General features: G+C 69.3%; 13 protein-coding genes. 2 read left to right on the plus strand and 11 right to left on the minus strand.

Features of this window, described 5'->3' with window-relative positions:
* Positions 1-53 precede the first annotated feature (53 nt).
* The 4 genes from AB0367_RS33980 to AB0367_RS33995 all read right to left on the minus strand — a co-directional run bounded on the left by AB0367_RS33980 (position 54) and on the right by AB0367_RS33995 (position 2728).
* Positions 54-1352 carry a hypothetical protein gene (locus AB0367_RS33980; protein WP_366230591.1) on the minus strand — a complete coding sequence of 433 codons (1299 nt, stop codon included), beginning with the start codon at positions 1350-1352 and terminating at the stop codon, positions 54-56.
* Positions 1342-1947: a sigma-70 family RNA polymerase sigma factor gene (locus tag AB0367_RS33985; protein WP_366230592.1), complete on the minus strand. Its 606-nt coding sequence runs from the start codon at positions 1945-1947 to the stop codon at positions 1342-1344. Before AB0367_RS33985 ends, AB0367_RS33980 begins: the two co-directional genes overlap by 11 nt.
* On the minus strand, positions 1923-2228 hold the full coding sequence (locus tag AB0367_RS33990) for an amidohydrolase family protein (protein WP_366230593.1): 306 nt from the start codon (positions 2226-2228) through the stop codon (positions 1923-1925). Before AB0367_RS33990 ends, AB0367_RS33985 begins: the two co-directional genes overlap by 25 nt.
* Before the next feature lie 113 nt (positions 2229-2341).
* Positions 2342-2728 carry a VOC family protein gene (locus AB0367_RS33995; RefSeq protein WP_366230594.1) on the minus strand — a complete coding sequence of 129 codons (387 nt, stop codon included), beginning with the start codon at positions 2726-2728 and terminating at the stop codon, positions 2342-2344.
* Positions 2729-2824: 96 nt separating this feature from the next.
* Between AB0367_RS33995 and AB0367_RS34000 the strand changes: the two genes are divergently transcribed.
* A complete protein-coding gene (locus AB0367_RS34000; protein ID WP_366230595.1) occupies positions 2825-3478 on the plus strand; it encodes a hypothetical protein in 654 nt (217 codons plus the stop codon).
* A gap of 100 nt (positions 3479-3578) precedes the next feature.
* Here AB0367_RS34000 and AB0367_RS34005 read toward each other — a convergent pair whose 3' ends face one another.
* A complete protein-coding gene (locus tag AB0367_RS34005) occupies positions 3579-4667 on the minus strand; it encodes a hypothetical protein (protein WP_366230596.1) in 1089 nt (362 codons plus the stop codon).
* Between the two features lie 277 nt (positions 4668-4944).
* Positions 4945-6279 (minus strand): aminotransferase class I/II-fold pyridoxal phosphate-dependent enzyme, encoded by a 1335-nt coding sequence (locus tag AB0367_RS34010; protein ID WP_366230597.1) that lies wholly within the window; start codon positions 6277-6279, stop codon positions 4945-4947.
* 131 nt (positions 6280-6410) lie between these two features.
* Here AB0367_RS34010 and AB0367_RS34015 point away from each other — a divergent pair, with 131 nt between their 5' ends.
* On the plus strand, positions 6411-8402 hold the full coding sequence (locus tag AB0367_RS34015; protein WP_366230598.1) for a discoidin domain-containing protein: 1992 nt from the start codon (positions 6411-6413) through the stop codon (positions 8400-8402).
* 49 nt (positions 8403-8451) lie between these two features.
* Here AB0367_RS34015 and AB0367_RS34020 read toward each other — a convergent pair whose 3' ends face one another.
* The 5 genes from AB0367_RS34020 to AB0367_RS34040 all read right to left on the minus strand — a co-directional run bounded on the left by AB0367_RS34020 (position 8452) and on the right by AB0367_RS34040 (position 12862).
* Positions 8452-9261 carry a 5'/3'-nucleotidase SurE gene (locus AB0367_RS34020; RefSeq protein ID WP_366230599.1) on the minus strand — a complete coding sequence of 270 codons (810 nt, stop codon included), beginning with the start codon at positions 9259-9261 and terminating at the stop codon, positions 8452-8454.
* A 154-nt stretch (positions 9262-9415) separates the two neighbouring features.
* Positions 9416-10093 carry a transposase gene (locus AB0367_RS34025; RefSeq protein ID WP_366230600.1) on the minus strand — a complete coding sequence of 226 codons (678 nt, stop codon included), beginning with the start codon at positions 10091-10093 and terminating at the stop codon, positions 9416-9418.
* A 126-nt stretch (positions 10094-10219) separates the two neighbouring features.
* Entirely contained in the window at positions 10220-10807 is a 588-nt protein-coding gene (locus AB0367_RS34030) for a hypothetical protein (protein ID WP_366230601.1), read from the minus strand.
* 35 nt (positions 10808-10842) lie between these two features.
* On the minus strand, positions 10843-12108 hold the full coding sequence (locus AB0367_RS34035; protein WP_366230602.1) for a hypothetical protein: 1266 nt from the start codon (positions 12106-12108) through the stop codon (positions 10843-10845).
* Entirely contained in the window at positions 12101-12862 is a 762-nt protein-coding gene (locus AB0367_RS34040) for an ATP-binding cassette domain-containing protein (protein ID WP_366230603.1), read from the minus strand. The genes AB0367_RS34035 and AB0367_RS34040 overlap by 8 nt, the downstream gene beginning before the upstream one ends.
* Positions 12863-13062: the final 200 nt, after the last annotated feature.

A 13062-nucleotide genomic window follows, 5' to 3' on the forward strand; every position in this document is an offset into this window, starting at 1 on the left:
GTCTACGCCGACTCGCCGCAGTCCCCGTCCAACAAGATCAAATGCGCATGGCGTCAATGAGCCCGCCGGCGGCGTAGCGCCACGAGTACGCCCCCGCCTGCGAGGAAGAGCAGCCCGACGGTGAGCACCCGCAGCCACCATGGCCACGGGCCGCGATCGACGCCGGTATCGCGTACCTGAAGATCGCTGGTACGGGCGGTCGCCAACTGCACCGTGACGATCCAGTGGTCGTCGCCGGGTTGGAGCCGGGCGAGGAGCCGGGCCGACCCGGTCGGCGGCACCGAGACGATCGTGTTGTGGTTGGTTGCCAGCAGGTCGGCGCCCTGCCAACCGAGGATCGCGGTCGCGTCGGTGTCGAGCGGTGTAGACACCCCGGTGGGCAGGTCGAGAACCGCCAACCCGTCCGGCGACCAATACCCGGCGGCCCAGGCCGGGCTGCCCGCGGCCATCCGAAAGAGCGCGAGCCGGCTGCCGTCGGGTGACCAGGCAGCCGGCCCGCCGAGGCGGTGCCTGCCCGGCAGCGGGACGACCGTGCTCCCGCCGCCGGCGTCGAGCAGGCGCAGCTCGGTGCCGACCTGGACGGCCAGCGTTCTGCCGTCGGGGGAGAACGCCGCGTCGAGCACCCCGCGCTGCCCGGCGACCGTGGACGTGACGCCGGTGGCCAGGTCGAGCAAGGTCAGTTCGCCGTCGGCGGCGAGCGCGGGCCGGGGGTCGCCATGGCTGTCCGCCCGATACGGCGCGACGGCGTACGCAAGCCGCATCGAGTCCGGCGACCAGGCGAGTAGCTGCACCGCCGAGCCTGCAGGCACTGGATGGCTGCGGGTACGGCCGGTGGTCAGGTCCACGATCGCCACATCGATGGCTGGCCCGCGGTCGTCCGCGACGGCGACCCTGCTGCCGTCGGGAGACAGCAGGGCGGGTGCCGCCAGTGACTTCAGCGCGGAGGCGTCGACGGGCCGACCGCGCTTACTGGCGATGTCAATCTCGCGGTAGGTGCGCCCGTCCATCCCGACGGCGATGAGCTGCGGGGTCTGGAAGGGCAGGTCGCCTTGCCCGTACCCGTAGATGGCGATCGCGGGCCCGGCAGGCGCGGCGGAGACGGTGGCGGTGAGGTAGGAATGGTCGGCGAAGAGGCGCGGTAGCGTGGCGGGACCGGCGACAGGTGCGCTCGGCGCCGCCGGCAGGCGCACCAGCCCCACCGCGAGCAGCAGCACCACGACGGCGGCGGCCACGACCACGGGCCGCCATGACCGGCGAGCGGGCAGCAGCGTGACGGGCGGCGCCGCAGCGGGCACGGGAATCGCCTCGACGAGTTCGTGGACGGCGGCGCGCAGGCGGTGATCAGTGGTCATCGAGGTGCTCCCGCAGTGCGGATTGGGCCCGGTGTAGCAGGGACTTGACGGTGCCCGGCCGGCAGTTCAGCGCGGCGGCGATGTCGGCCTCGGACAGGTCGAGGTAGTAGCGCAGAAAGACAGCCGCCCGATGCCGCGGACGCAGCTGGGCGAGGCCGGCGCGGACTGCGATCGCGTCGGGCCCCAGCGACACGAGCGGTTCAGGCTCAGGCTGGCCGGCATGGCGGCGTTCCAGCCGACGACGACGCACCCAGGAGGTGCACCTGGACACGACGGCGCGGCGCAGCCATGCGGTCGGTTCGCGTACGTCCGGGCGGTGCAGCAGCGCCAGGAACACCTCCTGCACGACGTCCTCCGCCGCCGGTACGCTGCCGGTCGTCACGCAGGCCAGCCGCACCATGGGGGCGAACTGCGCCGCGTAGAGCGCGTCGAAGTCGCCCCGAACGGCCGGTTCGGAAAGCACGGTCACTTCCTGCAGGCGCACAGCTGCCACGATCGGTTCCACCGGTATGCCGGTCAACTTCGACGAGGTGGCCGCAACACGCTGGGCGAGCGGCCTTTCCTCATCGGTCAGGCGGTGCGCCGCCCCTCGCACCAGGTGCCGGTGACGTTGATCTCGGCGATCCGGCGGGGATCGCTGGGCACCGGGTCGCGGTCGAGCTCGACGAGGTCCGCGGCCGCGCCGGCGCGCAGCACCCCCGCCTGCCCCGCCACTCCCAGCGCCGTGGCCGCTTCCCTGGTGTACGCCTCGATGGCCTGTTCGACGGTGAGGCCCTCCTCGCGGTGGACCACCGCGCCACCGGCGACGCGGCGGGTGACCGCGGCCTGGATGCCGACCAGCGGCGACAGCGTGCCGGCCGGATAGTCGCTACCCATCGATACGTGTTGGATAGCTCGCACGGCGCCGAATGCACGATCTGATCACGCGCGCGGCGTAGCGTCGGCCGCGGAGGGTTCACCGCCGCGGCCGGCATCGCACGGCGGACAGATCACCTCGGATCGCGTCGCAGCGGGTGGTCGGCGGGGACCTCGACGAGCACGATACGCACGCCGTCCGGGTCCTCGATCCACATCTCGACCAGCCCCCACGGCTCCGTCCGGGGTTCGCGTGTGACCGTCACCCCCGCCGCCACAAGACGTTCGTGCTCGGCCCGTACGTCGCGGACCTGCAGCCAGATCCGCAGCGGTCCTGCCGTCTCGTCGTGGGATGTGCCTGACACCTCGAGCAGTCCCTGGCCGAGGAAGAAGACCAGCCCCGGATACTCGGGCGGCCCGAACTCGCGGTACACCGCCAGTCCGAGGATGTCCCGGTAGAAACCGTGGCTGCGTTGCGGGTCGGACGGGCGCAACAGGATGCGGCTACTGAGTACCTCCATGACTCGATCATGCCCCCTGCGACGCGCGGACGGTCAGCGGGTGTCGCGCCTCTCTACCATGTTCATATGCGGCGATGGATGCTTGGCGTCCCTGGGGTGCTCGCGCTCGGTGCGGGCGGATGGAAGGCCGTGACGAGTGAGAGCGGGACCGCTGGTGGCTTCCTCGTTGTCGCAGGGGTGCTGCTGCTCATCGCCCCATTCGTGATCGACCGGATCGAGCGTGTATCGGTCAGCGGTACCGGCTTCGAACTCGGCCTTTCTCGTGAGGTCGCCGAGCAGGGGGCGCCGAAGACCGCGGCCATCATCGACCGCAGTGCTCTCGCGCAGCTCACCGAGGCGTACGGGGTGCTCCGGGAGGTCCTGCCGGACCCTACGTACACCGATGCGCGTGCGTATGTGCAGGACGTGCTGCTCCGGCGAGCGGGCACGATCTCGCAACGGGAGAAGTTCGACGCCGACGAGATCCGCTCGCTGTTCGCGAACGGGACGCCGGTCATGCGGGTCATGGTGCTGGGACTGATGGGTGGCGACCCGTCCCTGGCGGATGCGGCGTCTCTCGCCCAGGCGATTTCGAAGCCCGCCACCCACACGGAGCAATACGAGGCGCTCAAACTCGCCGATCGGCTCTGGAAGCGATTCACCGGGCCCGAACAGGCGATGATCCGGTCCGCGGCCCATGAAGCGCCGGTGTCGACGAAGGGCAACCGCTACGCGATCGTGCAGAAGATCCTGGCGAAGCCCGCCGGCTGACCAGCGCTGAACGCGGCCACCGCCGACATCGGCTGCCGGCCGGCGCGTGCGCACCGGCCACAAGTGGTCGGTGCGCACGCGCGACAGTGGCGCCCGCGACTCAGTGGAGCAGCCTGAGCTCGTTGTTGGTGTCGTCGACGAAGTAGACGCCGTGGTTGTCCGGTGCGACGGCGAGCCCGAACAGGGCGCCCGCGCCGAGGTCGTCGAGGGTGCGGAACGCGACCTGCGCCCCCTGGTGCGGGTTGGTCTCGACGATGTTTCCGTCGCCGCCGTTGACGGTGAGCACGTTGCCGTTGGGCGCGATCGCGAGCCCGAGCGGGCCGTTCAGGTGCCCGCCCTGGGTGACGGTGCGGCCGGTACCCGCGCTCGTCTTGCGCACGATCGCGTTCGGGATGGCGGCGATGCGGCTGGCGACGGTGTCGGCGACGTACAGCGTGCCGTCCCAGCCCAGGCCGACCCCGGTCGGGCCGATGATCAACGCGTCCGGGTCGGTCTGCTCCGTGAAACCTGAGGCGATGGTCGTGGTCTTGCGCAGGACCGGCGGCTTGTCGCCCTCGATCTTCAGCTCGAGCCGCAGCACGGTTCCCTGGTCGGTGGTGGCGGGCTGGCCCCCGACGATCCCGTTGAGGACGTTCGTGACGAACAGATCGACCGATCCCCCGAAGTCGGCCGCGGTCATGTCCCACGGGCCGTTGATGCCGTTGCCGGAGAACGTCTCGCGGACCCTGCCCTTGCTGTCGAGAACGATCAGGCAGCCGGGCTGAGCCGTCGCGGAGCTGCCGTCCGCCGTCGGCAGGCTGCCCACGATCACCCAGCCGGTACGCAGGACCACGAGTGCGGTGGTCAGCCCGACACCACCCGGGCACGCGCCCGGCAGCTTGGCGGCGTCGATCTGGGCGAACAGGCGGACGTTGCCGTCGCGGCTGATCTGCACGATCGTTGTGCCAGTACCTTGCTTGTTGTTGGCGTTGTTGAAGTTGCTGACGAGAACGTCGCCCTTGCGCAGCTTGTCCTTGCTGCGCGGGATCACCGCGACGCCGTAGGGGTTGACGTCCCCATTGGCCGGCACGGTCGACGCGATGACGTCGACCTTGTGGAACTGGTTGATGAACGGTTTCCCGAAGAACCCTTCGCCGGTCGAGTGAGCACTGGCGCTCGGGGCGAACGCTCCGACCGCCAGTGCGGTCACTGCCGCGCAAATGCCGGCCTTTGCTGTGAACCTCACGACTTGTGTTTGCCTTCCTACGCTCGTGGACCAGATGAGCGCCCGCCTCCGCCGCGTTTTCGCCTTGTCGTTGCCGGCGTTTCGCGGGTCGCGGTGCCGTGGGCTTCCCGGATTCCTCCGGGGGAAACCACACAATCCAGAGCGTGGATGCGAAATCAGTGGATAGAGAGGCAAATATACCGGATATTTAATTTGTATGGTTTTAGTCTCATTCGACGCCGGCTAAGCCCGCCGGATCGGACTATGCGGCGGGGGTCGGGAGGGCGCCGGTCGCGGCGCGGGCGGCGGCGTCGGCCAGGGCCGGGATCGCGGGCAGGTCCAGGGCCGACACCGTGATGCGGACGGCCGGCGGGGTGGCGATCCGGTACAGCGCGCCCGGCGCCACCGCGTAGCCGGACTCGCGCAGCCGCGCCACCGCGGTGGTCTCGTCGGGGACCGAGAGCCAGGTGTTGATGCCCGTCCGGCCGGTCACCGTGAGGCCGCGCTCGCGCAGGGCGGCGACCAGGGCCGTGCGGCGGGCCTCGTACTCGGCGCGGGCGGCGGCGACCGTCGCGGCCGCCGCCGGGTCGGACCACAGTGCGGCCACGACGCGCTGCAGGACGGTGGAGACCCAGCCGGTGCCGAGGCGCTGGCGGCCGGTCACGCGGCCAATGCTCGTGGCGTCGCCGGCGAGCACGGCCAGGCGCAGGTCCGGGCCGTACGGCTTGCTCACCGAGCGGACGAAGCCCCACGCCTGCGTGGCGCCGGCCAGGGGGTGCAGGGGCTCGACGGAGAGCTCGGCGGCGTGGTCGTCCTCGATGACCAGGACGTCCGGGTGGGCGCCCAGCACGGCGCGCAGGTCGGCGGCCCGCGCGGCGGTGACGCTCGCGCCGGTGGGGTTGTGAGCGCGGCTGGTCACCACCGCGGCGCGGGCGCCGGCGCGCAAGACGTCGGCCAGGCGCTGCGGGTCGGGGCCGGACTCGTCGACGGGGACCGGCACCGGGCGCAGGCCCAGCGCGGCCACCAGGTCGAGCAGGTTGGCCCAGCCCGGATCCTCGACCGCGACCCGGTCGCCGGGCAGCAGGTGGGCGCCCAGGAGCCGCTCGATGCCGTCCAGTGCGCCGCCGACGACGGCCAGCTCGGTCGCGTCGACGCCGTCGCGGGCCAGGATCTCCCGGGCGGCGGCGCGCAGCGGCGGGTAGCCGGCGCCGGTGGCGTAGCCGGTGGGCACGACCTCGGCGGCGGCCCGGGCCAGGGCGGGGCCGAGGTCGGGCAGCAGCCGCGGGTCGGGGCCGCCGGAGGCGAGGTCGAGCGCGCCCTCGGGCACCTCCAGGCGGAACTGGCCGCGGGCGGGGGCGACCGCCGGGCGCGGGCGGACGCGGGTGCCCTGCCGGCCCGCGGACTCGGCGATCCCCCGCTGACGCAGCGCCTGATACGCGGCGGCGACCGTGGCGGGGCTGACCCCGAGCTGCGCGGCGGCAGCGCGGATCGGTGGCAGCGCGGCGCCGGTGGGCAGCGCGCCGCAGCGCACGCCGGCCTCCACGGCGGCGGAGATCTCGCCGGCCGTACGCCCCGCCAGAACGAAGGGTCCGGTCACGAAACGAGCCTATGGCAACGCGATGGCAACGTCTTGACACAGGTGCGACGCACTGGCAACCATCGATGAGAGAGCGCTCTCTTAACCGAACACTCCGCCAAGTGTCGCAAAAGCGCTGAAGGTGAGGCATCGTGTCCACCGCTAGATCTCTGTCCGCGCTCACCCTGATCGCCGGGTGCCTGGTCGGCGTCGCATCCGCCGTGACGGTCGCCGCCCCGGCCGCCTTCGCCGAGACGGTACCGCCTGCCCCGCCCGGCTGGACCACCGTCTTCGGCGACGACTTCGCCGGCGCCGCCGGTGCCCCGCCGTCGTCGGACAACTGGTTCTACGACATCGGCACCGGCTTCGGTACCGGCGAGAAGGAGCACACCACCAACTCGACGCAGAACGTGTACCTCGACGGCAGCGGCCACCTGGTGCTCAAGGCCATCAACAGCGGCGGCACCTGGACGTCGGGCCGCATCGAGAGCACCCGGTCGGACTTCCAGGCGCCCCCGGGCGGCAAGCTGCAGATGACGGCGTCGATCCGCCAGCCGAACCCGGCCAACGGGCTGGGCTACTGGCCCGCCTTCTGGGCCCTCGGCGCGCCGATGCGCGTCGGCGGCGGCTGGCCGCAGTCCGGCGAGATCGACATGATGGAGAACGTCAACGCCCTCGACGAGGCCTCGCAGACGCTGCACCACGGGGCGGGCAGCCAGGGGCACGGGCTGATCCCCTGCCCGGCGGCCGGGTCCACCTGCCAGACGGGATACCACACCTACTCCGTCATCATCGACCGCACGAACACCAGCGCCGAGTCGCTGCAGTTCCTCATGGACGGCGTGGTGGAAAGCACGATCACCCAGGCGCAGGTCGGCACCGCGGCCTGGCAGCAGGCGATCGACCACGGCTTCTTCATCATCTTCGACCTCGCCATCGGCGGGAACTACCCGGACGGCATCGCCGGCTCCACGACGCCGACCGCGGCCACCACGTCCGGCGGCTCGATGAGCGTGGCGTACGTGGCCGTCTACGAGCAGGGCGGCAACTCCACGCCCACGGCCACGCCGACCGCGACCGGTCAGGTGAAGGGCGTCAACGGCCTGTGCCTGACCAACCAGAACTCGCTGAACGTCGCGGGCAACCCGATGGGCGTCGCGGCCTGCAACGCTGCCGCCGGCCAGCAGTGGACGACGTACTCCGACAACACCGTCAGGGTGCAGGGCGGCTGCCTCGACGTCGTGTCGGCGGGGAAGACCAGCGGTACCAACGTGGACTGGTATCCCTGCAACGCGAGCAATGCGCAGGGATGGACGCGCCAGGCCAACGGCACGCTCGTGAACCCCAACTCCGGGCTGTGCCTGTCCGACCCGGGCGGCAACACCACCGCGCGGCTGGTCATCGAGACGTGCAACGGCTCGGCGCAGCAGCAGTGGGCGACGCCGGACGGCAGCGCCCCCGGCAACACCGTGACCGTCGCCAACCCCGGCGACCAGACCCACGCCGTCGGCAACGCGGTCAACCTCCCGATCACCGCCACCGACTCGGCGGCCGGCCAGACGCTCAGCTACGCCGCCACCGGCCTGCCGCCGGGCCTGTCGATCAACGCGTCCACCGGCGTGATCAGCGGCGGCCCGAACGCGCCCGGCACATACGCGGTGACCGTCACCGCGGCCGACACCACCGGCGCGGCCGGGAGCGCCGCCTTCACCTGGACGGTCAACCCGGGCCAAGGCCCCGCCTGCGGCACCGCCAACGCAGCGCTGAACCGCCCGGTGTCCGCCTCGTCGCAGCAGAACGTCGCGTTCCCGCCGGCAAGCGCGGTTGACGGCAACACCGGCACCCGCTGGTCCAGCGGCTTCAGCGACCCGCAGTGGATCACCATCGACCTCGGCGCCACGCAGAACGTCTGCCGGGTCGTGCTCAACTGGGAGGCCGCCTACGCCAAGGCGTTCCAGGTGCAGACGTCCACCGACGGCACCACCTGGACCACGATCTACAACACCACGACGGGCACCGGCGGCGTACAGACCCTCGACGTCTCCGGCAGCGGCCGCTACATCCGCATGTACGGCACCCAGCGCGCCACCCAGTACGGCTACTCGCTGTGGGAGTTCCAGGTGTACTCCCGCTTCACCGCCTAGCCCGCGGACGCGCCCGGGCGTACGAGACCGATCTCGTACGCCCGGCGCGTCAGTCGGTCGGGGGTGTGACGGACGGGTCCTCGGTGAGTGGGCGGATCGCGGTCAGGGTGGCGTAGCCCTCGGCCAGCAGGGCCAGGTCGGTGCCGGGCGGGTGCTCGTCCTCGCGCACCGCGACCGTGATGCGCGCGAAGTCGTGGCCGGCCTCGGCCAGCGTCATCTGGACCTGGCCGAACGGGGCCGGCGTCGCGCGGCGTACGCCCGGGATCCGCGGCAGCGGGCGGTCGGGGACGTTGAGGTTGAGCACCGTGCCGGGCGGGGCCTGCGAGAGCCACGGCAGCAGGCGTGCGGCCAGGGTGCTGGCGCTGTCCCAGTGCAGCGCGTCGTCGGCCGGATCGCCGGACGCGGAGAGTGCGGCGTCGCTGTCGGCGCCCGTCGCGGACAGCGCGGTGAAGATGTCCAGCGAGACCGCCAGCGCGCGCAGGCCCTCGTTCGCGGCGGCCAGGGCGGCGCCGACGGTGCCCGAGTGCAGGATCGCGTGGCCGGCGTTCGCGCCGCGGTTGATGCCGGACAGCAGCGCGTCGGGGGCGGGGCCGAAGGCGCCGATCGCGGCCAGCACGGCGATGTACGCGGGCGACGCCGCCACCGAGTAGGCGGGCACGCCGGGCAGGCCGTCGAGCTCGACCGCCTCCAGCAGCAGGCGGCCGGCGTCGGTGACCGCGGTCAGCGCGGTGCCCGAGCCGCTGGCCTCGCGATGCGGGGCGGCGACGACCACGTCGTGGCCGTGGTCGCGGGCGGAGTGGGCCAGCGCGCGGAGGCCGGGCGCGGCGATCCCGTCGTCGTTGGTGATCAGCACTCGCACGCTGAAGAGGTTAGCGTTCGTGGCATGTCTGTACTTGTCGCGTTCAGGCATCTGTTGATCTTCGTTGGGGCTCGTCGGGTGGGTGGGCGTACTGATGGCCCGACGCGCTGGTCGGGGTCCTCCGGGCGGTGTGTGGTGGATGGTGGTACTGGGGTCAGCCGATCGGGCGTAGCAGCGCGGTGAGGCGGGTGAACGCGGTGGCTAGATCCGTTGCCCAGGGCCAGGTTCCGGCGATCCGGAGTCGGGTTTGGCGGGCGGTGCGGGTGAGGCGGGTGGCGACGCGCAGGAGCCGGTAGCGCGGTTTCTTGGGTTCGGCAACAGCCAGCTCGCCGTCCAGGAGTAGATGCTGGGTCCAGGCGAGGAGGTCGATACCGGTCAGAGCGAGTTCCCAGATCCAGGACCAGACCAGGGATTGGCAGTCCTGCCGCCGTCGACTCGGGCACACCCGTGCCGGTCTCGGCCGCCTGCGCCCAGGCCAGTTCCCGTGCCCGGGCCCTGGCGTCACGCAGACGGGCCAGCCCGACTCGCCCACATTGGACAGCACCCGCCACACGGTCGGGTCCGACGCCACCGCACCGAACAGGTCCGGCTCATTGCGCAGCACCGCAAGGTCGGAGATCGTCGCACCGCCATCGGCGAGCAGCACCGCCAGATCGACCGCGACCCGGCCCGGGTCATGACCGGCATCCCGCACCCGTAACCCCGCGTCGCTGAACCCGGGGGTCAACCCGGTCGCATCGGCCAAGTCCGCCAACAGCCGGGCACCAGCATGCCCGACGACACCCCGGCCGTCAGCGCTGACAACGATCTTTGGACATAACGCGGTAACCATTCATCGTGAGAGTGCCCCCTGCAGCAGGATCGATAAGGCCCTAGACAAGTCCTATCTTCCCAGATCAGAGGGCACTTTCGCGTTCCCCGGCGCCCAGCCCGCGACATCCCTAATGAAGGCGTGAGGTTAGGCGAGCTCGAGGTCAGCGCCCCAAGTCCTTCGGACGCGTCCGAGTGTTGACACGGTGACCACTACGGCGATAAGGCCCGCAGTTGTTGCCACAGTCCACCGTCCACCTGGATCGGTCGAGACTGCGAGCGGAGACCATGAAGCGATAGCGGGTTTCATTTGTGAAGCAATAGTCAACGAAAAGTACAGCATCAAGACCAGGCCGCTGGCGACGAAGGCGCCGAGGTAGGGGGCTACGCAGAATGCCAGCGCCGTCAAAAACAAAACATTGGCGGCCACGCGGGGGTAGTCCCCGGCCGGCATTGCTACGAGGGTTGAGGCGGCAAGGACGAGCTGGGGGCCGACGAACCCAGCAGCCAGGGCGAACGCCGAAGGGACCCATCTGCGGCGGGGAAGACCCAGTCGATCAATAATCCACAATTTTGGACGCAGGATCACGATTCCGAGGCTGACCAACAGGACGGCACCAAGTTCCGGCAATCTCATCGTCACAGGCAGATATGCCTGGGCGAAATCGATTTTGAAACCACGTCGTGAAACGATCGCGGACGCAATGCCGAGAATGGCCGAGGTGACGAGGAACAATCTACCTGATCGTGAAGCGAAAAGTATGGATGCGCTCAAGATGCCACGTCGCTCATAATCGCGCATTGACTGACCTGCGTGCGATGAGACGCGATCCACACTTTCAGCTCGGCATCGGACATGGAGGCGAAGCGCCCGGCCTGGCCTGTCGAATGATCCCCCTCTAGACGGCTCTCCAGCATTCTCATGGTCCGCGTCTGATCGTTGTTGATATTCAGGCCGAATGTCGATAGACACGCGTTCCCCCCGGCGGCGATAAAGACGAATTCCGATCGCGACGAGACGATATCCAGAGTTGGAGAAAGGTCGTAATAGAATGTCGTGGCCTCATCCGCGCTCAGCGATGGAAGCTTGAGTGCGCGATCGTACACCTGCCGAAAAGGGAATCCCTCTGTTCCCACGACCGCGACAATGGGCTCTATTGCTCCCACCAGTGCAGCGAGTTGGGTCTCGTGGCCCTTATGGACACAGACTTTCATTCCTGCGACCGCGCCGCATACGGTTGGCGTCGACGCGTCCTCGACGAACAAGGCCGGCTTGTTGGCCACGCCGACAGTGAGGAACGCCAGCGGCACCAGCCAGATCAGCGCCCGGCTTGGTGCGGGCCATCGGCGGTCAAACCGGCGGTGCGAGAGAATCCCGTCGGCGGCAGTGAGTGCGATGACGCTGAGTACCACAATGAACGCGATTCGGAAGATGACCAACGTCGGCGCCTCGTGGAAGCCGAGACGCGGTGGGATGTGCAAAACCGGTGCCACGGCCGCGAACGTGTCGCCGGAGTATCCGGCGAATGTGGTAACGAGGGCGAGAGCGAACGCGGCAGGTGCGATGAAGGCCGATCGCGTGATTAGCCCGATAAGCCACCCGAGGATGAGGAACGCGTTTAGGGCCAACAGACCTGTGGCAGCGACAGCCAGGTCCAGAGTGCCGTAGGTTGCTGAGCGTAGCGTCATGGCTAGAACGGGAGCAAGCGCGAGCAGATACCCGACCGTGACGACCGCGGCTAGTGGGACGAGATTCTGTGCGAGGAATTGACCGCGATCACGGGGAAATTTTGGTAGCGCGAATGGTCGCGTGGGAGGGGTCAGTCGACCGCCGAGGTAGGCGCCCAGGAACGCCACCAGGGGCCCGGTTAGGTCCAGTCGTTGGTGAAACAATGCTGACGTACCGGCCCACTCCTGGTAGGGCCACGACAGCATCTGGAACACGGTGGCGAAGGTGAGCCCGAATACCGCCAGGCCGGCAAGGACATAGAAGGGCGCACCAAGCGGCCAGAAAATTCCGACGCGTCGATCAGACATCGTCGCCGCCCAGCCGCTCGATGATTCCCGCATACGCTCGCTCGAAGGGTGACCCGAGCCCTACGTCTACGCTCGCATCTGCCACCAGCGCGGCCAGCTTCTCCACTGCATCATCGAAAACCATCCGCCCCCCTGCAAGAATTCCCACCCTCTGACACAGGTGAGTCACATCTTCAACGAAGTGGGTCGAAAGGATCACGGGCAATCGTGTCCCGATGTCGGCGATCACCTCTCGCAGGTTAAGCCGCTGCCCCGGGTCCAAGCCAACAGTAGGCTCGTCGAGGATGAGCAGCTCAGGCTCGTGCGCTAGAGCCGTAGCAACACCGAGACGCTGCCGCTGCCCGCCAGACAGAGTCCTCACCTTCGTGTCGGCGCGTTCCTTCAAGTTCACCCGATCGAGAGCCTGACCTGCCGCAGCACCGCAGGCTCTTCGCGGTACTCCATTTACCCAGGCGGCGTAGCTTATCGTGTCTCGCACGCTCATTTCGGCCGCGAAGGTGAAGTGTTGCGGCACAAACCCGATCCGCTTTCCGAATCCCTTGTCTTTGCTGTTGTGCTGGCCGTCGGTCCCTATCGCTGTTATGGTGCCCCGGCGTGGTGTGGTGATGCCTGCGATCAAGTGCAGGAGGGTGGTCTTCCCTGCGCCGTTCGGCCCCAGAAGACCGGTGACACCGGCACTGACCTGCCAGGACAGCCCATCGAGAACGACCCTTCGTCCATAGCCGGCAACAACATCATCCACTACGAGATTCATCGACACTCGACACTCTCAGCTAGGTTGACGCAGAAGACCGCCGACGCGTATCACCCACCGGCGGTCCCACACTCTATAGCTGGGCGAATCTCGCGTAAAGGACGAACTCGACTCTTCGGCCCTTGATCTCAGCGGCCGACGGCTTGCCACTCATCCGAAGTATGCCGCACGACGACTTGGTATGGACGCCGAGGAGCGCG

This window comes from Dactylosporangium sp. NPDC051484 (assembly GCF_040689395.1).
Lineage (GTDB): Bacteria > Actinomycetota > Actinomycetes > Mycobacteriales > Micromonosporaceae > Dactylosporangium.